Annotated in this window: 21 protein-coding genes; 8 read left to right on the top strand and 13 right to left on the bottom strand. The window is 61.6% G+C overall.

Annotated elements, in window-relative coordinates:
* Positions 1-10 precede the first annotated feature (10 nt).
* Entirely contained in the window at positions 11-580 is a 570-nt protein-coding gene (locus tag FOT55_RS17790) for a helix-turn-helix domain-containing protein (protein WP_043143518.1), read from the bottom strand.
* A gap of 129 nt (positions 581-709) precedes the next feature.
* On the opposite strand from FOT55_RS17790, the gene FOT55_RS17795 reads away from it, so the two are divergent.
* A complete protein-coding gene (locus FOT55_RS17795) occupies positions 710-1,606 on the top strand; it encodes a DMT family transporter (RefSeq protein ID WP_147823825.1) in 897 nt (298 codons plus the stop codon).
* 209 nt (positions 1,607-1,815) lie between these two features.
* On the opposite strand, the gene FOT55_RS17800 is transcribed toward FOT55_RS17795, so the two are convergent.
* From FOT55_RS17800 to tetR, 5 genes are all read right to left on the bottom strand, one after another.
* A complete protein-coding gene (locus tag FOT55_RS17800; protein ID WP_038871554.1) occupies positions 1,816-2,421 on the bottom strand; it encodes a nitroreductase family protein in 606 nt (201 codons plus the stop codon).
* Positions 2,422-2,490: 69 nt separating this feature from the next.
* Positions 2,491-3,789 carry a c-type cytochrome gene (locus FOT55_RS17805; protein ID WP_147823826.1) on the bottom strand — a complete coding sequence of 433 codons (1,299 nt, stop codon included), beginning with the start codon at positions 3,787-3,789 and terminating at the stop codon, positions 2,491-2,493.
* Between the two features lie 28 nt (positions 3,790-3,817).
* The gene (locus tag FOT55_RS17810; protein WP_147823827.1) at positions 3,818-6,076 is read right to left on the bottom strand and encodes a xanthine dehydrogenase family protein molybdopterin-binding subunit; all 2,259 of its coding nucleotides are present in this window, start codon (positions 6,074-6,076) and stop codon (positions 3,818-3,820) included.
* Positions 6,073-6,546 (bottom strand): (2Fe-2S)-binding protein, encoded by a 474-nt coding sequence (locus FOT55_RS17815; RefSeq protein ID WP_025302897.1) that lies wholly within the window; start codon positions 6,544-6,546, stop codon positions 6,073-6,075. The genes FOT55_RS17810 and FOT55_RS17815 overlap by 4 nt, the downstream gene beginning before the upstream one ends.
* 175 nt (positions 6,547-6,721) lie before the next feature.
* A complete protein-coding gene (tetR, locus tag FOT55_RS17820; protein ID WP_043143511.1) occupies positions 6,722-7,363 on the bottom strand; it encodes a tetracycline resistance transcriptional repressor TetR in 642 nt (213 codons plus the stop codon).
* Between tetR and tet the strand changes: the two genes are divergently transcribed.
* The 4 genes from tet to FOT55_RS17840 all read left to right on the top strand — a co-directional run bounded on the left by tet (position 7,287) and on the right by FOT55_RS17840 (position 12,321).
* On the top strand, positions 7,287-8,606 hold the full coding sequence (gene tet / locus FOT55_RS17825) for a Tet(A)/Tet(B)/Tet(C) family tetracycline efflux MFS transporter (protein WP_127145938.1): 1,320 nt from the start codon (positions 7,287-7,289) through the stop codon (positions 8,604-8,606). The two genes, tetR and tet, sit on opposite strands and share 77 nt — an antisense overlap.
* 198 nt (positions 8,607-8,804) lie before the next feature.
* A complete protein-coding gene (locus tag FOT55_RS17830; RefSeq protein WP_147824220.1) occupies positions 8,805-9,761 on the top strand; it encodes a sulfonate ABC transporter substrate-binding protein in 957 nt (318 codons plus the stop codon).
* 258 nt (positions 9,762-10,019) lie between these two features.
* Complete coding sequence (locus FOT55_RS17835) at positions 10,020-10,754, top strand: MurR/RpiR family transcriptional regulator (RefSeq protein ID WP_025302900.1); 735 nt, start codon at positions 10,020-10,022, stop codon at positions 10,752-10,754.
* A 130-nt stretch (positions 10,755-10,884) separates the two neighbouring features.
* Positions 10,885-12,321, top strand: a complete 1,437-nt coding sequence (locus tag FOT55_RS17840) for a 6-phospho-beta-glucosidase (RefSeq protein WP_099817256.1) — start codon at positions 10,885-10,887, stop codon at positions 12,319-12,321.
* Between the two features lie 48 nt (positions 12,322-12,369).
* Here the strand turns inward: FOT55_RS17840 and FOT55_RS17845 are convergent, their stop codons facing one another.
* From FOT55_RS17845 to FOT55_RS17870, 6 genes are all read right to left on the bottom strand, one after another.
* Positions 12,370-13,707: a D-serine ammonia-lyase gene (locus tag FOT55_RS17845; protein WP_049205680.1), complete on the bottom strand. Its 1,338-nt coding sequence runs from the start codon at positions 13,705-13,707 to the stop codon at positions 12,370-12,372.
* Between the two features lie 109 nt (positions 13,708-13,816).
* Entirely contained in the window at positions 13,817-14,506 is a 690-nt protein-coding gene (locus FOT55_RS17850) for a VIT1/CCC1 transporter family protein (protein ID WP_049205678.1), read from the bottom strand.
* A gap of 27 nt (positions 14,507-14,533) precedes the next feature.
* Positions 14,534-15,007, bottom strand: coding sequence for a VOC family protein (locus tag FOT55_RS17855; protein ID WP_147823828.1), 474 nt, complete (start codon positions 15,005-15,007; stop codon positions 14,534-14,536).
* An 11-nt stretch (positions 15,008-15,018) separates the two neighbouring features.
* A complete protein-coding gene (locus tag FOT55_RS17860) occupies positions 15,019-15,369 on the bottom strand; it encodes a DUF1428 domain-containing protein (protein WP_060433116.1) in 351 nt (116 codons plus the stop codon).
* A 71-nt stretch (positions 15,370-15,440) separates the two neighbouring features.
* Positions 15,441-16,895 (bottom strand): GGDEF domain-containing protein, encoded by a 1,455-nt coding sequence (locus FOT55_RS17865; protein WP_147823829.1) that lies wholly within the window; start codon positions 16,893-16,895, stop codon positions 15,441-15,443.
* Positions 16,896-17,201: 306 nt separating this feature from the next.
* On the bottom strand, positions 17,202-17,663 hold the full coding sequence (locus tag FOT55_RS17870; RefSeq protein WP_147823830.1) for a GNAT family N-acetyltransferase: 462 nt from the start codon (positions 17,661-17,663) through the stop codon (positions 17,202-17,204).
* 375 nt (positions 17,664-18,038) lie between these two features.
* Here FOT55_RS17870 and FOT55_RS17880 point away from each other — a divergent pair, with 375 nt between their 5' ends.
* Complete coding sequence (locus FOT55_RS17880; protein ID WP_164550866.1) at positions 18,039-18,206, top strand: hypothetical protein; 168 nt, start codon at positions 18,039-18,041, stop codon at positions 18,204-18,206.
* Between the two features lie 48 nt (positions 18,207-18,254).
* Here the strand turns inward: FOT55_RS17880 and FOT55_RS17885 are convergent, their stop codons facing one another.
* Positions 18,255-20,684 carry a DUF3772 domain-containing protein gene (locus tag FOT55_RS17885; protein ID WP_065424061.1) on the bottom strand — a complete coding sequence of 810 codons (2,430 nt, stop codon included), beginning with the start codon at positions 20,682-20,684 and terminating at the stop codon, positions 18,255-18,257.
* A gap of 450 nt (positions 20,685-21,134) precedes the next feature.
* On the opposite strand from FOT55_RS17885, the gene FOT55_RS17890 reads away from it, so the two are divergent.
* Both FOT55_RS17890 and FOT55_RS17895 read left to right on the top strand, forming a co-directional pair.
* Positions 21,135-22,865 carry an ABC-F family ATP-binding cassette domain-containing protein gene (locus FOT55_RS17890; protein ID WP_147823831.1) on the top strand — a complete coding sequence of 577 codons (1,731 nt, stop codon included), beginning with the start codon at positions 21,135-21,137 and terminating at the stop codon, positions 22,863-22,865.
* Positions 22,866-22,912: 47 nt separating this feature from the next.
* Positions 22,913-23,353, top strand: a complete 441-nt coding sequence (locus FOT55_RS17895; protein ID WP_147823832.1) for a GNAT family N-acetyltransferase — start codon at positions 22,913-22,915, stop codon at positions 23,351-23,353.
* Positions 23,354-23,390: the final 37 nt, after the last annotated feature.

A 23,390-nucleotide genomic window follows, 5' to 3' on the forward strand; every position in this document is an offset into this window, starting at 1 on the left:
AACGCCCGGGCTAACCCTGTTCTATCAACATCACGGCGGTGGTCTCCGGCTCCAGCGCTTCGAAAACGTGCTCGCGATCGGCGGAGTAGCTGATGTAATCGCCGGCGCTCAGCTCCAGCGGCTGCTCCGCCGGCCCGAGGCGCGCTCGCCCGCTGCTGATGATCACATGCTCGACGGTGCCGGGGGGATGTGGCCGGGAAAGTTTCGCCTCTCCGGGTTGCACCCGCAGCCGGTAAATGTCGCGCTGCGCGCCCGGCGGGCAGGTGGCCAACAGCGTGGCGGCGTAGTTGCCCTGCTCCGACAGCGCCGGCGTTCCCTCATGGGCGCGGATCACTTGCACCGGCCTGCTGGGTTGCGAAATCAGTCGGCTGACCGGCACGTCCAGCGCCATCGCCAACGCCCACAGCGTTTCCAGGCTGGGATTACCGCTGCCGGCTTCGAGCTGCGACAGCGTGGACTTGGCGATGCCCGCGCGCTTCGCCAGCTCGGTCACCGACAGGTTCAATCGCTCACGCTCGCGGCGGATCGCCGCCGACAAGAGGCCGATCGGCGTGATGTTCTGCATCAGGTTATTGCTCATCGTTCGTTATATCATCCGTTTGTTCGACTTGACGAACAGCCGCATGTGTGTTCATCATAATGTCCAATTGTTCATTTTAATGATTAAGCGGCTTCACCACAAGCATGGTCAGGCAGCGAGGGCAACAACATGAAAACAAAGACGCGCGGCGCAGTGCAAATGATCCTCGCCATGACCATCTCAGGCACCGTCGGTTGGCCGGTACTCGTTTTAGGGCAGCCGCCCACAACGGTGGTGTTTTGGCGCTGCGCGTTCGGCGCGCTGGCGATGCTGGCGACCTGCGCCGCACTCGGTCAGTTGGAGCTCGGCGCGATCAACCGGCGGCAGCTGGCTGTCGCCATCCTCGGGGGTATCGCGCTGGTGCTCAACTGGACGCTATTGTTTGCTGCCTACCAGCATGCTTCGATCGCTGTCGCCACCGTGACCTACCATGTTCAGCCGTTTATGTTGGTGGCGCTAGGGGCGCTGCTGTTCGGCGAAAAACTAACGGCTAACCGGCTGGGCTGGCTTCTGCTGGCGTTCGCGGGGATGGTGTTGATCGTCGCCGGCCGGCAAAGCGGCGGCAGCGGCGATGACTACCTGCTCGGCGTGGTACTGGCGCTCGGTGCGGCCCTGATGTACGCCATTGCGGCGGCGATCGTCAAACGGCTGGCCGCGTTGCCGCCGCAGCTCATCGTGTTGATTCAACTGACCGTTGGCACGTTGGCGCTGGCGCCGTTCGCCGGCCTGGCCACGCCGCCTGCGGCCCCCCTCGACTGGCTGCTGCTGGCGACCCTCGGCCTGGTGCATACCGGTTTGATGTCCACGTTGTTATATGGCGCCATTCAGAAGATCCCCACGGCCCTGGTCGGCGCCCTGTCGTTCATCTACCCGGCGGTGGCGATCGTGGTGGACTGGGCGGTGTTCGGCCACCGCCTCAGCCTGCTGCAATTGCTGGGCACGTTGGCCATTCTCGGCGCGGCAGCGGGCATGAACTTCGGCTGGCGATGGACGCTCGCCGTGCATCGGGCCGGTAAAATCGGTTAATCCCGCCCGACGGGCAAGCTATGCACAATAAGGCATTCGCCTTGTGTCCGGCGCGGTGCTATTTATTTAAACCGTGTAGGGTAGAAGGAGTTTTCTATGTGGCATCACCGCCTGCAACGGCGCATCCGTTTCAGCTACTGGAACGAACTGTGCGTCACCAAAAAATAAGGGAAGGCGCAAGCCTTCCCTTTTGTCATTCACCGCTCAGATCAGAAACGGTCGGTTTTCACCACGTCGTCGAACGGCAGTTTGCCGATGCGCGGATAAGGCTGCCCCGCCGCCTTGCCGATGGCGACCATCAGCGCGATCTGATAGTGCGCCGGCTTATTGATAATCTCACCCACCGCGTCGAAATCAAATCCGTCCATCGGGCAAGAGTCGTAGCCCTGCGCCTTGGCCGCCAGCATCAGCGTCTGGGCGAAGATGCCGCTGCTGCGCATCACTTCGTCGCGCTGCACCTGCGGCTTACCGCGATAATACTGATCGACGGCCGGGATCATGAACTGCTGTACCGGCTCCGCCGCCTCGGCCCAGACGTTTTTAACCTGTGACTCCCAGCTCGACAGATCGCCGCACAGCACGACCAGCATCGATGCGTCGGTCACCTGCGCCTGCCCCCACGCCGCTTCGCGAATTTTCTCGCGCTGCGCGCGATCTTCGATCAGCAGCGGGCGCCAGTGCTGCAGGTTAAACGCGCTGGGTGCGCCCTGCAGCGCGATAGTCAGCAACGCTTTTTTCTCTTCGAGCGTCATCACGTGCTGTGTATCGAACTGCTTGGTGGCGCGGCGCTGGCGGATTGCGTCTAACGTATTCATTTTACTGCCTCTGTCCATGTGAAAAGGTCTATTGTCGTCACCGCGGCGCGGCTGTCCAGCCCCAGGCGGCTATTTCTGCGCGGTTTCGGCGCGCAAACGGCTGACCTGCGCCGCCAAGTCCGGCCACGGCGCCTGACCGGCGTAATGTTGCCGCAGGTAGTTGAGCAGAATGGCGATCTGCGCGTCATTCAGGTTATGGCGAAAACCCGGCATATAGCCCAGCTCGGCGTTCGCCGGCCGCTGTATGCCGTCCAGCACCACACGAATGGCGTTGTCCGGCGCATCGGCGAACAGGTTGGTGTTCAGCGCCAGAGACGGCCGCACCCCCGCCATCTGCGCGCCTTTTTCCTGCGCATGGCAAGCCATGCAGGCGCCGGAAAACAGCCGTGCCCCTTCCGAACTCAGAGGCTCCACCTGCCGTTCCGCCTGAGCGTTTAACGTTGCCGCCGTAGCGCCCGCCGCCGTTTCAGGATGATAGCTGCGCAGATAGACGGCGATCGCCTGCAGATCGGCCTGCGGCAAGCGCGACAGCCCTTCTTCGATCACCGGCGCCATCGGGCCGGCGGCGACGCCGTGGTTGGCCGAGTAGCCGGTGCGCATGAAATCGACCAGATCCTGCTGCGTCCAGGCGAGCGGCGCGGGTGAGCGGCCGGTCAACGCTGGCGCCGTCCAGCCTTCCGCCACGCCGCCGGCCAGGTGCTCGTCACCGGTTTTCTCGCCGAACAGTACGTTGCGCGGCGAATGGCAGGCGCTGCAGTGCCCCAGCCCTTCGACCAGGTACGCGCCGCGGTTCCAGTCGGCGCTTTGGGCCGCCTGTTCCGGCATCGCGCCCGGCGTCAGGAACAGCAGGTTCCAGGCAAAGATGCCCTGGCGAATATTGAACGGAAAGTGCAAATCGGTGGCCGGCGGCCGGTACTTGACCGGCGGCTGCGACATCAGATAGGCATACAGCGCCTGCAGATCCTCGTCGCGAGTGCGGGTAAAGGCGGTATAGGGAAACGCCGGATAGAGATAGCGGCCCTGGCGATCGACGCCGTGGCGCATGGCGCGTTCGAACGCCGCGTAACTCCAGCTGCCGATGCCGGTTTCCACGTCCGGCGTGATGTTGGTGGTGTAAATGGTGCCGAAGGGGATCTCCATCGCCAGCCCGCCGGTGTTGCGCTCACCACCCGCACGGGTGTGGCACACGGCGCAGTCGCCGAGGTCGGCCAGCGTTTTGCCGCGCGCGATCTGCGCCTCGCTGAAACGGTGGGTCGCATCGGCGGCGAGCGGCGCGATTTCCGGCTGCCAACTGGCGACCACGCCGGCCACCACAACGGCGATCACCGTGACGCCGCCCCACCCGACGATTTTTTTCATCTTACTCATCTTTGCTGTCCTTGTTCGTTACGGGGGATTAATGGCCGGCCTGGACGCGCAGCGCGGCGAGCACCCGTGCCGGCGTAAACGGCACCTCGCGCAGACGCACGCCGAGCGCGTCAAACAGCGCGTTGCCGATCGCCGCCGCACTCGGTACCGAGGCGGACTCGCCGGCACCCATCGGCGCTTCGTCCGGGCGGTCAATCAGCTGGATATCGATCTGCGGCAATTCGTCGAAGCGCAGGATCGGATAGCCGCCCCAGTCCAATGACGTCACCCCCGTCTCGTTAAAGGTCACAAACTCTTTCAGTACCCGGCTGGCGGATTGGATAATGTTGCCGTGCACCTGATGGCGCACCCCGGCCGGGTTGATCATGCGCCCGCAGTCATGCGCCACGAAGATTTTATCGAGCGTGATCTGCCCGGAAAGGCGGTTGACGCTGAGATCGCACACCCAGGCCGCCCAGGCGGCGCCAAAGCCGGGGAATTTGCTGTGGAAGTAGCGGGCATAGGCGAAGCCGCGGCCGCTCACCACTTCGGCGCCGGCGGCGTGCGACCGGTACGCCGGGCCGTCTTGCCAGTTGGCTTGCCGCTTCAGGGCCTCAATCAAGGCCACCGCGCGCGGATCGCTCAGGTAACGCAGGCGAAACGCGATCGGGTCCTCGCCGGCGTGCCAGGCCAGTTCGTCGATCCAGGATTCATGGGCGAACACGTTGGGCAGCGCCGAAACGCCGCGCATCCACGACGCCCGCACGATCGGCGCGGCGTCCTGACAGATCACCCGCATGTGCGGATACGCGTATTGCGGAATGGCGGTGCGATCGCCCATCTGTTGCACGTCGGCCCGGTTGGCCACCTTGCCGGTCAACACCAGCGGCAAGGTCACCGCATTGTTGGAGGGATAGCTGGTTTTCAATTCGTAGGCCGCCACCCGGTTTTGCGCGTCGAGGCCGCCGCGTACCCGGATCAGCTGGCCGGTGCCCTTCGGCTCCCAGCCAGATTCCTGTTCGCGCATCAGCTGCACCCGCACCGGGCGGCCGGTGGCCCGTGCCAACAGCGCCGCGTCCGCCGAGACGTCGTCGGCGCAGTTGCGGCCATAGCAGCCGGAGGCCTCCATGCGGGTGATGTGCACCTGCTCAGGCGGCAATTCCAGCAGCGTGGCGATGTCTTTGCGCAGATCGTGCGGGTTTTGCGTGCCGGACCACACCTGCGCCCGTCCGTCTTTAACCTCCGCCACCGCGCAGGAAGGGCCGATCGAGGCGTGCTGATGGTAGGGCCAGACATAGTCGGCCTGCACTTCGGTATGCAGCGCCGCCAGCGCGGCGTCCGTTCCCGCATCGTCGCGCAGGACGCGGTCGGTTTTCGGGTTGGCTTCCAGCGCGGCGGGCAGCGCTTCCGGCGACAGATCCGGCAACCCGGCCCAGGGTTGCCATTTGGTTTTCAGCTGGCGCATGGCGGCGATCGCCTGCTCCTCGCGCTCGGCCACGATGCCGATGAAATCGTTGATCACCACCAGTTTCACGATGCCCGGCAGGTGCGCGATCGAATTTTCATCCACCGACAGCAGGCCGTCGCCCAGCGGGGCGCTGCTGTCGGCGCCTACGTAAGGCGGGCGCACCACCCGGCCATGCAGCATGCCGGGCAAGCGCAGGTCGTGCACGTAGGTCAGCCCACCGCTCACTTTGGCCGGAATGTCGACCCGGGCAACGGCGCGGCCGACGTAGCGATTCTGGTGTTCGCTGTTCAACTGAACGTTTTTATCCAGCATCACGTGCAGATTCTGCCCACTCGCCAGCTGTGCATAGCTCAGTGAGCGCCCCGGTTTTTTGGTCACAAATACCTGCCCCGCCGCCGCCGTCAGCTGGTCGGCCGGCAGTTCGAAGGCTTTGGCCGCCAACGCCGTCAGCATGTGCCGCACCTGCGCCGCCGCCTGTCGCAGCGGCACCGACGTGACCTGAATGGTGGCGCTGGCGATGGTCGGCCCCTGATCCGGCGTGCGCTGCGTATCGCCAAGGATCATCGTGACGTGCTCGAACGGCACGCAAATTTCTTCGGCGACGATCTGCGCCAGCGCGGTGCGAATGCCGGTACCCAGATCGACGTGACCATTGAAGGCCGTTACCCGGCCGTCGGCGGTGAGGCTGATAAAGCTGTCCACCCGATCCAGCGGCAGATCGGCAGGCGCTACAACCGCCTCGGCGGCGAAGGCGTTAAACGGCGCGGGCAGCAGGCTGCTGACCATCACCACCCCGCCGGCCTGCAACAACTGGCGGCGAGTCAGTTCGAGGCGGCTCATGCTTGCCTCCGTGCTGCCAACAGATCGCGGGCGCGCTCGGCGGCGTGCAAGATCTCAAGGTGAGTGCCGCAGCGGCACAGGTTGTAGGCCAGCGCTTTCTTGATCGTTTGCTCGTCCGCCTCCGGCTCGCGTTCGAACAACGCGACCAGCGTCATGATCATGCCGTTGGTGCAGTAACCGCACTGCGCCGCCTGCTCATCGACAAACCCCTGCTGCACTGGATGCAGCGCGTCCGGTGTGCCCAAGCCTTCCAGGGTAGTGACGGATTTGCTTCCTACGGCGGACAGCGGCATTGAACAAGAGCGCGCGGCGACGCCGTCGATCAGCACCGTGCAGGCGCCGCATTCCCCCAGGCCGCAGCCGTATTTGGGGCCATTCAATTGCAGATCGTTGCGTAAAACGTACAGCAGCGGCGTGTCGGGCGCGAGATTGCCGAGTGGAACCACCCGGCCATTAACATTGATTTCCATGGTGAAACTATCCCTTAAACAAACGGATTTAATCCGTAACATCACTGCGAAGAACAATTGAGCAGCGTGCTAATAATTATCATCAAAAGACATGATGATGTTAAGGGAATGTAGCCGCCATGGCTTTAACGAAAAGTGGGTATTTCCTATAAATTTCCTATAGATAAGCTCGGTTTTATGATTGCTGGCCGTGATTATTGTCGATCGTCAATTCGGCCTCGGCGCCGTCAACCAACAGCCGCACGCTGGCTTCGAACAGCGCGTCTGCGCCCTTATCCTGCAATGTTTCCCAGCCTTCGCACAGCAGCGGGTAACGCCGGCGATCGGCGTCATTCAGCGCATCGTCCGACTGCATTTGTTGCTCTTCCAGCACCCAGCCCACCACGAAACGTCCGACGGCGAACAGCAGATTAACGGCGCGTTCCGGCGTCAACCCCGCCCGACACAGCAGCGCCACCTTGGCCTCAATGATGGCGAATTGCGGTTCCTGCGGCCGGGTGCCGGCATGCAGACGCGCGCCGTCGCGGTAAGCCAGCAGCGCCCGACGGAAATGGCTCGCATTGGTAACGACCCAATCCTGCCAGGGCATGTCGGCGGGCACCTCTTCACGGTGATCCAACATGATGGTTTCCGCCATCGCCTTCAGCAGTTCGGCCTTGTTCTTGAAATGCCAATAGAGCGTGGGAGATTGCACCCCCAAATGTTGTGCCAGGCGACGGGTGCTCAGGGCATCGATGCCGATGTCATTCAACAACGCCAGCGCCCCGCGCAGGACGGTCTCTCGCGTTAAACGCGTCGCGGTATTTTTTTCGCTCATCTCTCTATCACTGATAGGGTTACTATGGAATACTCAATACTCTATCACTGTTAGAGTCGCAATTTTGAAAAAACCTATGCTGGTTATTTTGTTGACGGTATTGCTGGATGCGGTAGGCATCGGCCTGATCATGCCTATCCTGCCGGCGCTGTTGCGCTCACTGGGCGGCCTCGACGCCGGCAGCGTGCATTACGGCGCACTGCTGGCGGCGTATGCGTTGATGCAATTCCTGTTTTCACCGATCCTCGGCGCACTGAGCGATCGTTTCGGCCGGCGTCCGGTGCTGTTGATTTCGCTCGCCGGCGCGGCGGCCGACTATCTGCTGATGGCGTTCGCGCCGACGCTGGCCTGGCTCTATCTGGGCCGGTTGCTGGCGGGCATCACCGGCGCCAACATGGCGGTCGCCACCGCTTACGTCACCGATATTACCCCCGCCGGCCAGCGCGCGCGGCGTTTTGGCCTGGTGGGCGCGGTGTTCGGCGTCGGTTTTATCGTCGGTCCGTTGCTCGGTGGATCGCTGGGCGAATGGCATCTGCATGCCCCCTTCCTGGCGGCGGCGGCGATGAATGCCCTCAACCTGATCATGGCGTTTTTCCTGCTGCCGGAATCGCGTAAACCCCGCGCCCGCGCCGCCGAGAAAATCCGCCTTAATCCGTTTTCGTCATTGCGTCGGCTGCACGGCAAACCGGGCCTGCTGCCGCTGGCCGGTATTTACCTGATCATGGCGCTGGTTTCACAGGCGCCGGCCACGCTGTGGATTTTATACGGTCAGGATCGTTTCGGCTGGAGCATGATGGTGGCGGGCCTGTCGCTGGCCGGTTACGGCGCCTGCCACGCGCTGTCGCAGGCCTTCGCCATCGGCCCGCTGGTCGCACGGCTCGGCGAGCGCAAGGCACTGCTGATCGGCCTGGCGGCCGACGCGCTGGGTTTGGTGCTGTTATCGATCGCCACCCGCGGCTGGGCGCCCTTTGCGCTGCTGCCGTTCTTCGCCGCGGGCGGTATGGCGCTGCCGGCGCTGCAGGCGTTGATGGCGCACAAGGTGGACGACGATCATCAGGGCGAGCTGCAAGGGACGCTGGCCAGCATGGGCAGCCTGATCGGCGTCGCGGGGCCGCTGGTCGCGACGGCGCTGTACGCCGCCACGCGCGATGTCTGGCCCGGCCTGGTCTGGGCGTTGGCCGCCGCCCTGTATCTGTTGGTTCCGCTGTTGCTGGCGCGTTCGCGTGAGCGTGACGCGGCGTAGCGTCGAGCTCACCCTCTCCCGATTAAGCTGATTTATGGCTAAGCAAGGCATTATTCAGCATAAGCGGGCGCTTTACACGCCACTGCGCCGCTCATTATCATCGCCCTTATCCCGCCGCAGGAAAATTTAAATGCCGTTTCATGGCGTTACGCCCAGCGCGTCATCGCTACCGTTCACTTCGCCTATCGGAAGATCATGATGAGAAAACTCACAACGCCGCTGATCGCCGCCCTGCTGCTCGGGCTGTTTAGCCTGCCGGCCGGCGCGCAGGAGAAACTGCAGCAAATCACCATCGGTTACCAAAAAGCCAACATTTTTGCGCTGCTGAAATACCGCGGTACGCTGGAAAAAACCCTGGAGCCGCAGGGTATCAAGGTTCGCTGGATAGAATTCCCCGCCGGCCCACAGATGTTGGAAGGGTTGAACGTCGGCAGCATCGATCTGGCGGCGACCGGCGACGCTCCGCCGGCCTTCGCGCAAGCCGCCAAGGCCGATCTGGTTTATTTGGCGCATTCGCCGCCCAGCCCGAAAACCGAAGCCATCGTGGTGCCGCAGGATTCGGCGATCCGCTCCGTGGCCGATCTGAAAGGGAAACGCGTGGCGTTGAACAAAGGGTCTGACGTCAATTACCTGCTGGTGAGCGCGCTGGAACAGGCCGGCTTGAGCTACAAGGACATCACGCCGGTCTATCTGCCGCCGAGCGATGCCCGCGCCGCCTTCCAGCGCGGCAGCGTCGACGCCTGGGTGATTTGGGATCCCTACTACGCCGAGGTGGAAACCCATGCCAACGCCCGTCGGCTGAAAGACGCGGAAGGCCTCGTGCCGCACTACACCTTCTATCTCGCCAGCCGCCGCTTTGCCGAAACCTACCCGGACAGCGCCAAGCAGGTGATTCAACAGCTCGGCGTGCTGAGCGACTGGGCCAACGGCCATCCGCAGGAAGCGGCGGCGATCCTCGCGCAGAGCACCGGCCTGGATCAGGCCATTTGGGCCAGAGCCATCGCCCGCATGCCGTTCGGCAGCCAGCGCATGTCGCCGGAGGTGTTCAGGCAGCAACAGCAGTTGGCGGATAAATTCACCGCCATCGGGCTGCTGCCGGTTAAGGTGGACGTCAACGCCGCCCGCTGGTCCGAAGATAAACCCGAGACGCCATAGCCTTTGCCGCGCTTTGGCTTTAGAAAGCAGAAACCGGCATTTTGCCACCGGAATAAGCTGACCTATGCTAACCCTGTGTGATGAAACGCGTTTTCATGGCATGTCTTCCGGAACGTTTTGCTTTAATTTGTTCGTCGTGAACCCTGGGCCGCGCCTGACTGGTGCGGCTTTTCTTTTTGCCCGGCAGTGCCAGCGGCGGTGAATTTTGCTATGTTAACCCGCAGATAAGCTTCCCGTTTTCAGCCGCCGGACCGACTCATGTTTACCCATAAAGCAATCGCCGAGCTCAACGCCCTGGAGCTGATGGTTTATACCTACGTCAGCAAACACAAGAATCAAGTGATGTACATGACCATCCGCGAGCTGGCCGAGGCCGCCGGCGTCTCCACCACCACCGTGCTGCGGTTTTGCAAGAAAATGGGCTGTGACGGCTATTCGGAATTTCGCATCCGTTTCAAGCTGTATCTGGAACAAACCGATGCGCCACCGGTCGATTCTGGCATCGGCGAAATCCTCAGCTTTTTTAAAAGCGTCAGCAACGAAGAATTTAATCAGCTGATCGATCAGGCGGTGCAACATATCGCCGCCGCCGAGCGAATTATTTTCGTCGGCATCAGTACGTCGGGCGCATTGGGGAAATATGGCGCGCGTTTCTTTTCCAACGTCGGGAAATTCAGCACCCATATCGACGATCCTTATTATCCCGTCAACAGCGATATGTATAAAAACGCGGTGGCGATCATGCTGTCGGTTTCTGGTGAGACCGAAGAGATCCTGCGTTTGGCCAGCCAGTTCAGCCTGCACCACTGCAAGATCATCAGCATCACCAACAACGAAACCTCTTCGCTGGCGCGGCTGGCGGACTTCAACCTCTCCTACCACGTTCCGCAGCATTTGATCGGCGGGCATCACAATATTACCACGCAGATCCCCGTACTTTACATTATTGAAACCATCGGCAAACGGCTCGGGCATATTAATTCGGAAAAATAAAACAGGCTGTTTTTTTATTGTGACAAATCACTTTTCACGGTGATTTGTTATATCGTGACATTTCTTTCGGTCTTGCTACTCTGTTCTCAACGCAGCGTTATTACCCTTCATTAAATAAACCGATGAGACATTGACGATGAAACAGTTGCCGAAGGATTTTCTGTGGGGGGGCGCGGTCGCCGCGCACCAGGTTGAAGGCGGTTGGGATCGGGGCGGCAAAGGGCCAAGCATCGCCGACGTGCTGTCCGGCGGCTCACACGGCGTGGATCGCGTGATGACCGACGGCGTGCTCGACGGCTATCGTTACCCCAACCACGAAGCGGTGGACTTCTACGGCCGCTACAAGCAGGACGTGGCACTGTTCGCCGAGATGGGCTTCAAGTGTTTTCGCACCTCGATCGCCTGGACGCGCATTTTCCCGAACGGCGACGAAGCGACGCCGAACGAGGCCGGCCTGCAGTTTTACGACGACCTGTTCGACGAACTGCTGAAATACGGCATCCAGCCGGTGATCACCCTGTCCCACTTCGAAATGCCTTACCATTTGGTGAAAGCTTACGGCGGCTGGAAAAATCGCCGGGTGGTGGAGTTCTTCGTGCGCTTTAGCGAGGTGGTGATGCGTCGCTACCGCGAAAAAGTGAAGTACTGGATGACCTTCAACGAGATCAACAACCAGAGCAACTACCGCTACCCGCTGTTCGGCTACTGCTGTTCCGGCGTGGATTACACCCAGGAAGACAACCCGGAACAGGCGCTGTACCAGGTGTTGCACCACCAGTTCGTCGCCAGCGCGCAGGTGGTCAAACTCGGCCATCAGATCAACCCGGAATTCAAAATCGGCTGCATGCTTGCCTGCGTGCCGTTCTATCCTTATTCCTGTAAACCGGACGACGTGATGTACGCCGTGGAAGCGATGCACCAGCGCTATCTGTATACCGACGTGCAGATGCGCGGCTACTACCCAAGCTACCTGCTGCGCGATTGGGAACGCAAAGGGCTGAAGATCGAGATGCAGCCGCAGGACGCGCAGATCCTGCGCGAGGGCTGCACCGACTACATCGGTTTCAGCTACTACATGAGCAATGCGCTGCAGGCCAACGCGGTGGACGGCAGCGACGGCATGTTCGGCTTCCCGGGCAACGTGCCGAACCCGCACGTCAAGGCCTCCGACTGGGGCTGGCAGATCGATCCGGTCGGGCTGCGCTATTCGCTGAACGTGCTGTATGAACGTTACCAGAAGCCGCTGTTTATCGTGGAAAACGGCTTCGGCGCCTTCGACAAGGTGGAGGCGGACGGCCAGATCAACGATGACTATCGCATCGACTATCTGCGCGCCCATATCGAAGAGATGAAGAAAGCGGTGATTGAAGACGGTGTAGATCTGATCGGCTACACGCCGTGGGGCTGCATCGACTGCGTGTCGTTCACCACCGGTGAGTACAGCAAACGCTACGGGTTCATCTACGTCGACAAACACGACGACGGCACCGGCACGCTCGAACGTTCGCGCAAGAAAAGCTTCGACTGGTATCGCCAGGTGATCGCCAGCAACGGCGAACAGCTGTAACCGCACGACAGACAATCAGGGGCGATTTTCGCCCCTTTTTACTGTGCCTTACTCCGCCGCCTGCCCGGCGGCGAGGTACGTCGCCATTTCCGCCGACGGCACCATGCCGCCGCCGGTCGCCCACACCAGATGCGTCGCCTGCGCCAGGTGCTCGGCGCTAATGCCTTGCTCGCTGAGCGCCTTCGCATGGGCGGCAACGCGCCACGGTCCGGCCATGCCCGCCAACGCGGACGGCTCCAGTTGGATATGCTCGTACCGGTCCAACAACCCGAGCAGCGCAAACATCTCTTCATCGCTGAGAGTGTAAAACGCGTTCAGCAGACGTTCCATCGCCCGGCCGACAAAGCCGGAGGCGCGCCCCACCGCCAGCCCGTCCGCCGCCGTGCGGTTGTCGATGCCGAGATCTTGCACCGCAATGCCGTCATGCAACCCGCTGTAGACGCCGAGCAGCATGCAGGGCGAATGGGTCGGTTCGGCAAAAATGCAGTGAACGTGATCGCCGAACGCCAGCTTGAGGCCAAAGGCCACACCGCCCGGCCCGCCGCCAACGCCGCACGGCAGATACACGAACAGCGGATGCTGCGCGTCCACCACAATGCCCTGTTCGGCAAATTGCCGCTTCAGGCGACCGCCGGCCACCGCGTAGCCGAGGAACAGGGTTTGCGAGTTTTCATCATCGATAAAGAAGCAACTCGGATCGTCCGCCGCCTGTTTGCGCCCTTGTTCGACCGCCACGCCGTAATCGTCGGCGTACTCCACCACCGTCACGCCATTTTCGCGCAGCTTCTGTTTTTTCCACTCTCGCGCATCCGCCGACATGTGCACGCTGACGTCAAACCCCAACCGGGCGCTGATGATGCCGATGGATAATCCCAGATTGCCGGTCGATCCGACGGCGATGCGGTACTGGCTGAAGAATTGACGGAACTCGTCGGAAAACAGCCGGGCGTAGTCGTCGCCGGTGTGCAGCAGCCCCGCCTCCAGCGCCAGCTTTTCCGCGTGCGTCAGCACCTCATAGATGCCGCCGCGCGCCTTGATTGAACCGGAAATCGGCAGATGGCTGTCCTTTTTCAACAGCAGGCGTCCGCCCAACGTCTGCCCATAGCGCCGATCCAACGCGAGCTGCATGGCAGGGATCGCCACCAGCTCGGATTCGATGATCCCCTTTGTGGGTTGGGTTTCCGGGAAGGCCGCGGCGAGATAAGGCGCGAAGCGCGCCAGGCGCTGCTCCGCGTCGGCGACGTCGGCGGCGGTCAACCCGACGTGGGGCAAGCCTGCGGCCAGCGTTGTCGCGCGTGGATTGAACCAGGTGATCGGCTCTAGCGCGACCATGCGTTGCAACAGCGGATGCTGGGCGACCCACGATAGGATCTGTGATTTCTGCATAAGTGTCCCTGACTGAGGTTGGCGTTGCCGTCACCTTGCCGCGAACGCCGGCGGCTGACAAATGATAAATTCTGAGCTTGAGGTGCAATAGATTGATGCAAGTGCGACGTTAGCCGGCCGTCACGCCAAACAGCAGGCCGACGCCGGAAGAAACCGCCATCGCCAGTGCGCTCCAGATGAGGATGCGCGCCACGCCCGGCAAGATCGGCGCCCCGCCGGTTTTCGCGGCGATGCCGCCGAGAATGCCGAGGGAAATCAGCGCCGACGCCACCAGCGCCGGCCGCGTCCAGGCGACCGGTACCCACAGCGCCACCAGCAGAGGCAACAGCGCGCCGAGAGAGAAACTGAGGGCCGACGCCAACGCGGCCTGCAGCGGCCGGGCGCGGGTGGCAGAGGAAATGCCCAGCTCGTCGCGCGCGTGGGCCTCCAGCGCATCATGCGCCATCAGCTTTTCCGCCACCTGCCGGGCCAACGCCGGATCCAGACCGCGATGCACGTAGATTGACGTCAGTTCGCGAAACTCCCCCGGGTAGTCTTCAAGCAGTTCCGCCTGTTCCTCCGCCAGCGCGGCCTTTTCGGTATCCGCCTGCGATGAGACCGACACATACTCGCCGGTGGCCATCGACATTGCGCCGGCCACCCACCCGGCGACGCCGGCGATCATCAGCGCGGAATGCGAGGCGCTGGCCGCCGCGACGCCCAGCAGCAGGCTGGCCGTTGAAACGATGCCGTCGTTGGCGCCGAGCACCGCCGCCCGCAGCCAGCCGATGCGTTCAATACTGTGCCGTTCTCGGTGCATCCGTTCTCTCCCTCAGTGAGCGTTGCACTACTCGCGCGCCGCCGCTTCCAACCCGGCGATGTCGATTTTGCCCATCAACAGCATCGCTTCCGTGACACGCCGCACGCGGGCGGCGTCGGGATCGTTCATCAACTCCGTCAGGCGCCGCGGCACAATTTGCCAGCACAGCCCCCAGCGATCGCGCAGCCAGCCGCACTGCTCCGCCTCGCCGCCCTCGCTCAACGCGCCCCACAGCCTGTCGACCTCCGCCTGATCGTCGCATTCCACCATCACGGAGAAGCTGTGATTGAACGGATCCAACGGCCCGGCTTCGATCGCCGCGTAGCGCTGGTCACCCAGCGTGAAGGAAGCCAGCTTCACGCTGCCGGCCGGGCCGCTCGGCGTATCCGCCGGCAGATCGGAAAACCAGTTCACGGACGAACCGGGGATCAACGAGACATAGCAATTCAGCGCCGCTTCCATGTCTTTTTCAAACCACAGATGTTGCGTAATTCTGGCCATCTGTGCCTCCTTTACGCATCGAGGATCGGCGCGAAACCGCCGAAGATCATGCGTTTGCCGTCGAACGGCATCTCGCCCAGCGCTTTCATGCGCGGGTCGTTCATCATTTTTTCGTTGGCGGCGTCGCGTACCGTCTTGGAGGGGTACTCTATCCAACTGAACACCACCACTTCGTCTTCCTGGGCTTTCACCGCGCCGCGAAAGTCGGTAAGTTTGCCGTCGGGCACGTCATCGCCCCAACATTCCACGATGCGCGTGGCGCCAAACTCTTTGAACAGCGGCGCCGCTGCGGCCGCCAACCGGTGATAGGCCTCCTTATTGGCGGCCGGTACCGCCACCACAAACCCGTCTACGTATTTCATCCTGGTATCCTCTTGTCTGATTAAGGACCGTCGGTTCAGCACGGGCGACGTTGCCCGTGCCTCCTACCAGTTTAGACGGCGGGCGTGTGGCTCGGATCGTTGGGCGGGTAAGATTCCGGCGTGGCAACCCGGTTACGGCCGGCATTTTTCGCTTTGTATACCGCCAGGTCCGCCAGTTTGAGCAGGTCGGCCAGGCTATGGCCGGAACCGCCTGGGCAGGTCACCATGCCAATGCTGACGGTGATCTGCAGCGGATGGCCGGCCGGCATGGTGATCGATTCCGCCTCAATGCGTTGCCGCAGCCGTTCGGCCAACTGCAACCCCTGCTGCGGCTGGCCGAGCGTCGAGACGATGGCGAACTCTTCGCCGCCCATGCGGCCGAACAGATCGTTGACGTTCAGATCGGTGGCGATGGCGCGGGTAAACGCCATCAACGCCTGATCGCCACCGTCGTGGCCGAAACGATCATTAATCGATTTGAAATAGTCGATATCGAGCATCATGACGCACACCAGCTCACCCTTTTGGTCAATCACCCGCTCGCCGCGCTGCATAAACGCATTGCGCGTCAGCACGTGGGTCAGCGCATCGTGATTCGCCACGTGCTCCAACGTGCGCAGCAGCGCGTTGCGCGCATAGTTCATGCTGGCCACCGCGATGGGCCCCAGCGCCAGCAACGCGATGCCCAAGCGCATCGATACCGCGTTCTGCGGCACCTTCATGTCGAGCGTCGTGCTAAGCAACCCGAAATCGATCGCCAGATGGCACCACAGCACATAGGCCAGCACCGCGATCATGGTGCTGAACAGCGAAAAGGACATCGCCAGCCACAGCAGCACCGGCATCGGGAAGATCACCGCGCCGGGGCCGCCGATCAGCACGCTGCAGACCGCCGCCAGCGCCAGCAGCGCTAACACCACCAGTTTTTGCCCCGCAATCGGCCACTGGCTGCGCTGCGTCACCATGTTGCAGGACGCGCGCAGCCTATGCCGCCAATCGGCGGGAAACGCCAGAATGAACGGCATCAGCGTGACGTAGTTGGTAAATTCAGAAGAGAACCACAGCACCAGCGAGGTCAAATAGGGCCGGCCGAACAGCCACTGCGAGGCCCCCGCGCCCACAACGCCGGTAGCGGCAGCAGCGGCCAGACAGATACCGAACAAATACATGCTGGAAGCGCCACGCTGCAGCGTACGCGCCGGCGGCGGCAGGCGCATGAACAACAGATACCCTACCACTACGCCGATCAGATTGGCGGCGTTCAGCAACAGCGCCTTTTCCAGCAAGCTGCCGGTCAGCAGATCCGCCGCCAGATACCCCAACACCGCCATGCTCCAACCGGCGCGCGTGGCCCACTGCGGGCGGCGCACCAGAACGGCCAGCAGTACGGCGTTTGCCGGCCAGAATACCGCCAAAAATCCGACGGGACGGCTCACGATGCCCAACAAGCAAACCGCGAACACCAACAAAAAAACGGTGAGTGCGGGCCAGATTTTACGGGTATCGGACAACGAAGTGGTTTGCATCTTGGATCCAGAGACTTGCGCCAGCATAAAGTGACCGTCTTTTCGTGTCACAACCATCGACGGTGAGGAGAGTATAAACGGCCGATCCGCCTATTATTGCCAGTTTTGCCGGCCCAGACACCTGTTTATTCATCTAGGAAAAATATATTTGTGTATCAATATATTGACGACACCACCCTTCTAACGCAGAAACTGCTGAATTGGGCGCCTCACTTTTAACATCCCGAGCTCCGGGTGGCCCGTTACCCGCAATAAACGCCGCCTTTTCCCTAAAAAGCAAAATAAGATTGGGCAATTCACCCCACGTCAAAGCGCCTTGCGGTACATCACAAAACCGGGGCGCTCTGCCACCCGATCATACAGCCGCATGGCGGTCTGGTTGGTTTCGTGGGTATTCCAGTAAACTCGCGGCAACCCCAACTGCTGCGCACGCTCATAGACCGCCGCGATCAGCGCCCTCGCCACCCCTTTGCCGCGCATCGCCTCCGCGGTAAACAGATCCTGCAGATAGCAATTTGGCTGAAGTTGAGAGGTGCTGCGGTGGAGGATATAGTGCGTCAACCCCACCACCTGGCCCTGATGTTCCGCGACCAGCGCAAACATCGGTTCGTAGGCGTCGAGAAAGCGTCGCCAGGTGGCCTGCGTCACGTCGTCCGGCAGCGCCGTTCCCCCCTCACGGCCGTAAAATGCGTTATACCCTTGCCACAGCGCCAGCCAGGCGGTGTAATCCCGCGCTTCCAGCGACCTGACCACGATGCTTTCGCTCATGATGTCCTCTTCGATGATGTCAAAATGCCCCGCCTCCAGCATAGAACAGCGAACGTCAGCGTGCAGGCGGCGGCATCACACCGGCGAGAAAATCCAGCCGCGCGCGGTTGAACAACACCGGCCACTGCAGCGGCACGAAGTGGCTGACGCCCGGCAGCGTAACCAGACGGGCGCCGGGGATGCTGTCGCTCAGGTAGGCGGCATGCCCTGCGCGGCAAAGTGGGTCAAATCGTCGTCGGTTTGCATCTTTCCCTCCTCGTTCGCCGCCGTTGTGCGCCGAAACGTTATCAAAGGAGTATAGATTGCACCGGTGAGCGGTGCCGTTCGCTTTCCCGACATATACTTAAAGGAGGAATCGCAATGGAGGACGGTGAGATGAAGAAGATAATTCTCGTGTTTTTGATGCTAATGCTGAGCGGTTGTATCGGCGGAGGCGGCGGCCCATCGAATGCGCCTTCGGCATCGCCGAATGAACCTTACACCTGCACCAAATCCAGCGCCAACAGCGACTGCTCGCAATCGGTGGAACCGTCGATGTACTAGCCACGTTCGGCGGGCCGTCACTTAACGGCCCGCCGCCTCAGGGCTGGATTAGGAGGAATGTTCCTCTTCGTTGGCCTGATACCGCGTCGCCTGCTGTTTCATAAACACCACTTCTTGCGGGCTGGACAGGCTCACTTCCTGCGCGCGCAGCAGCTTGAGGATATTGAACAGCAGTTCGCTCTTGGTGGCGCCGACCATGCGCGGGCTCGGCACGTAGCCAGTCACGCTCAGGATAATACCGTCCGGCCCCAGCTGGCTAAAGCGCACATAAGGTGCCGGCGTCTCCAGAATGGTTTCGTACTCGTTATAGGCGCTGAGCAAGATATTGCGCACCTGCTCCGGATCGATCGAGGTCGGGAACGTCAGCGCGATGGTCACTACCCCTTGCGCGTTGCCCATGGTGGCGTTGCGCACGTTCTGCGAGATCAGCTGCGAGTTCGGTACGATCATGGTGGAACGGTCGCTGAGCTGGATTTCAGTGGCGCGCACGTTGATGCGCCGCACGTCGCCTTCCACGCCGCCGATGCCGATCATATCCCCGACCTTCACCGGGCGCTCGGTTAGCAGGATCAGGCCGGAAATAAAGTTCTTCACGATCTCCTGTAAACCGAAACCAATACCGACCGACAAGGCGCTGACGATCCACGCCAGGTTGCTCCACTGGATGCCGAGCGCCGCCAGGGTGATCAGAATCACCAGCACATAACCGATATTGCTGAACAGCGTCACCAGCGAGGCCCGGATGCCGACGTCCGAAATGGTTTTCGGCAGCAGCTCAGAGCCCAGCCAGCGCCGCACCGCGCGCAGAATGTAGATACCGATCGCCAGACAGATCACGGCGTTGAGCAGGTTGCCGGGCACGATGTTGAAACGCTGCAAGCCTTCGCCGGTCAGGATCGAGACGATTTTCTCCATCAGCGAGCCTGGCGTGGTGCTGCCGAACGAGCCGTTGAACAACGCGACGATCATCAACAGCAACAGCGAACATTTGGCCAGCGCGGTGGTGATGATCGCCACCTGCTCCAGATGGCGATCCTTGAAGCTGAGCGTTTTCTTCAGCATCTTGCCGCTGACGGTCTGCGGCGAAAACAGCGCGGCGCACAGGTCAGTGGCGAACAACACCATGAAGTAGAACGCCATCAGCACCAGCACCACCCAGATCAGCTGGTAGGTCAGGAAGCGGGCGAAGGCGATGTAACCCACAAGCAAGGAAAGCAGGATCACCACCGAACACACCAGGGTGACGATATGCACCAGCCCGCCGACCAGCGTGCGTTTTTCCAGGTGCGCGCCCTGCTGCTCCAGACGGCGACGAATGCGCTGGCCGCGCAGCGGCGCCGCCAGCAGCACCATGCCGATCAATCCCGCTACCAGGCCGTTGCCGAAGATGGTGGTGGCCAATGAGGCGCTGACGACGTTGTTGATCAGCTCAACGGTGCCGAACGCCAGCGCCAGACCGGCCAGCAGCGGCGAGAAGTAACGCAGCCCGGCGGCCACTTCATTGTCCAGCGAAGCCAAACGCCACGACGGACGATTCAGCGACAGCGCCGCACGCCCCAGCCCGGCGATCAGCGCGCAGAAAATCCCCAGACGGTTAAAGCCTTCGGCGAAGTCTTCCAGCATCACCGGCAGCGGCTGCACGCGGATAAAAACGTAATACAGCAAATTCAGCGCGATCGAGGTAGTGAACACCGTCACGGCCACGGTGATGATCGCCATAAAGCTGCGGCGCAGGCGCCCGTCCGGCAGGAAGCGAATGCTGACCCAGGCGAGGAAACGCTCGGACAAATAGCGCCCCCAGGACCAGACGATCACCGCCAGCGCCAGCAACGCCAGCGTGCCGTAACGCCATTCGTCCTGCCAACTGGCGTCCCAGGCCGCTTTCATCTCGGCGTTGAACTGGTCCAGCCGCTGCACGTCATCCGCTGACGGCTGCACCACCGGCGTCCAGAATTTGACGCCCAAAATGCTGCCGGTGTTCAGCGCCAGTTGGGTTTTAAACGCTACCCGGCGCAGATCGCTGATCTGCTGCCCCAGGTCGAAAGCGCTGGTCTTGATGGCCTGCGCGCGTTTTACCGCATCGTCCAGCTGCTTCTTGCTGCTGTTCAGCGCATTACGCTGCTGGGCGACAGCCGGGGTTTCCGGCAGCGCGCCGGCCGCCGGGGCCGGCCCCAGCACGTCCAGCTGTGCCTGCAGTTTTTCCTGCAGCGGCTGCAGATCGGCAGACAATTTATCCATGCTGGCGACCAGATCGTCGGTCGCCAGCCGCAGCTTGCTGAGCTGGGTGTCGGTGGTAGCCTTTGAAACCAGCTGCTTCATGCTGTCCAACTGCTTTTGCGCGGCTTTCAGCTGCGTAGCGGGATCGGGCGCGCTTTCGGCGGTGGGATCATCCTGGGGGGCGGCGACGGCGCCGAGCGGCGTCAGCTGCAAACCCAACAGCAATAACAACAACAGCAGGAACGAACGGGGCTTTAACATAAATTCAGTGCTCAGCATCATTATCTGATAGACAGACGAAAAGGCGGCGGATGAACCGTCGCTTAACCATAAACGCTAATTATAATAGCTGCTTAATGTCGGCCGAAATACAGTAATTATTCCCATTGTGTGCCACGCGCCCGTGCTCGCCTTAGCCTGCTGATTATTCAGGCGCTTTTACACTGGCGATACGGCATAAAGCGCTCTATACTCCAGCCACCGATTAACCTGCAACCAATAAAAGGAGACTTACTATGCTGACGTGTGAATTGGTTTTTCACTCACACTTCTTTGGTAATCGTCGCCGCTCAAGCATTACCGGTATCGTGCTGCGATAACCCAGCTTGAGCGAAGCTTACTAAAATCCAGGATCTTCCCTCCGGCTTACCGGGTTGTCGTCAGCGATGTTTGACGATAGGCATTGTCATGCCTGTAACTCTTGAGTAAGCAATGAGCACATTACTGTCTGCACAATCTGTCGGTTACGACAACGCGTTCGGCGTCCTGCTGAGCGAGATATCCTTCAGCCTGAAAAAAGGCGATCGCATCGGTTTGATCGGCGATAACGGCTGCGGCAAAAGCACCCTGCTGCAAATTCTCAGCGGCGACCTACCTGCGCACACCGGTTCAGTGACATTGTCACACCAATGTCTGATGGCGCGCATCGAGCAGCACCTGCCGCCGGAGCTGCACGCCTGCACCCTGCTGGATGCGGTGCTGGCGCGGCTGCCTGCGGGCCAACACCTCAGTGAACGCTGGCGCTGTGAAGCGTTACTGGCCGAGCTGGGGTTTGAACCGGCAAGCTGGACGTTGACCGCCGGCACCCTCAGCGGCGGCCAGCATACACGGCTGCTGTTGGCGCGCGCGCTGATCCGCCAACCCGATCTGCTGTTGCTCGACGAACCCAGCAACCACCTGGACCTGCCCACGCTGCTGTGGCTGGAACAGTTCTTGCGCAGCTGGGCCGGCAGCTTCGTGCTGGTGTCGCACGATCGCTACCTGCTCGATCAGGTGACTAACTGCACCTGGATCCTGCGCGACAAAACGCTGCAGTTCTTCCGTTTGCCCTGCTCTGCGGCGCGCACCGCGCTGGCGGAACAGGACGCCGCGGACGAACAGCGGCGCTACGCCGAGCAGAAAGAGATAGACCGGGTGGAAAAAAGCGCCAAACGCCTGGCGACCTGGGGCAAGGTCTACGACAACGAAGATCTGGCGCGCAAGGCCAAGCAAATGGAGAAGCGCGTCGATCGGTTGAAGGAAGAACAGACCACCCTGACCGCCGGCAGCCCGTGGCGGTTGCGGCTGCAGGGAGAAGCGCTGGATGCCGATCGCCTGCTGGCGCTGCCGCACTGGGCGGTGCGCCCGGCGCCGGATGCGCCGGTGCTGTTCAGCCTCGAACATCTGCGCGTGAAAAGCGGCGATCGCATCGCCATCGTCGGGCGCAACGGCTGCGGTAAATCGTCGCTGCTGCGCCTGTTGTGGCGTGAGTATCAGCAACAAACGGAGCGCCCGGCGCTGTTCCATCCGCGCGTGCGCATCGGCTATTACGATCAGAGCCTGCAACAGCTGCGCGATGAAGACACGTTGAGCGACGCGTTGGCGCAGTTTGCACCGCTGACCGAGGAACAGCGGAAACTGGCGCTGATCGGCGCCGGTTTTCCTTACCTGCGCCACCATCAGCAGATCCGTTCGCTGAGCGGTGGCGAGCGTTCGCGGCTGCTGTTCGTCGGTCTGACGCTGGCCAACCATTCGCTGCTGCTGCTGGACGAGCCCACCAACCACCTGGACATGGCGGGCAAAGAGGAGCTGGCGGAAACGCTGCGCCAGTTCCCCGGCGCCGTCATGCTGGTTACCCACGACAGGATGCTGATCGAACAGAGCTGCAACCGCTTTTGGCTGATCGACCAGCAAAAACTGGAGGAGTGGCACGATCTGGCGTCGGTGTATCAGCGCCTGGCGGGCGAAGCGCCGGCACTGCCGACGGCGGACAGGGCTAATGCTGATGGCCCGACGCCGGACGATCGATTGGAAGGCGAAGAAGCGCTGTTGACCGCCCTGTTTGCCCTCGAAAGCAAATTGGAGGCCGACCAGGCGCGCAAGCCGAAGCACCAGAAACCGGAGCTTCAGGCGCGCTGGCGCCGCGAGATTGCCGACATCACCGCCCGGTTGCATCTGGGCTAACCTTGACAGGCCGCCATCCGGCGGCCTGTTTTTTGATGGAGTGCGACATGGCATTTTCCCTTGAGCAAGCCTCACTCTCGCAGCGGCCACTGCTGGCGGCCATGCTGTCCGATTGCCTTCGCGAGTTGGGCGCCGATGGAGATTACCCCTATCTGCCGCTCTACTGGCGCGAGGTCGGCCGCTACCCTTATTTGATGTTGAGCGATCGGCAAACCGCCGGTTTCGCGTTGGTCAGGCGCCTGGATAGCGCCACCGTCGAAATGGCGGAGTTCTACATTAAACCCGAATGGCGACGCAACGGGCTGGGACAACGGGCTGCCCGCGCCTTGTTCGTGCAGCATCCCGGCGGTTGGTCGCTGTCGGTCAGCCAGGATAATCCGCGCGGGCTGGCGTTTTGGCGCTCGGTAATACCGGCCGGGACCATGACTCAACCACTTTCGGCCCCCGATGCCATGATGCAGCTGCGCTTTTCATCCCCGCCGCCCTGAGCGACACATTACTTTCATCCTTTTATGGCAGGGTAAA

Origin of the sequence: Serratia bockelmannii, from assembly GCF_008011855.1 — a bacterium.
Classification (GTDB): domain Bacteria; phylum Pseudomonadota; class Gammaproteobacteria; order Enterobacterales; family Enterobacteriaceae; genus Serratia; species Serratia bockelmannii.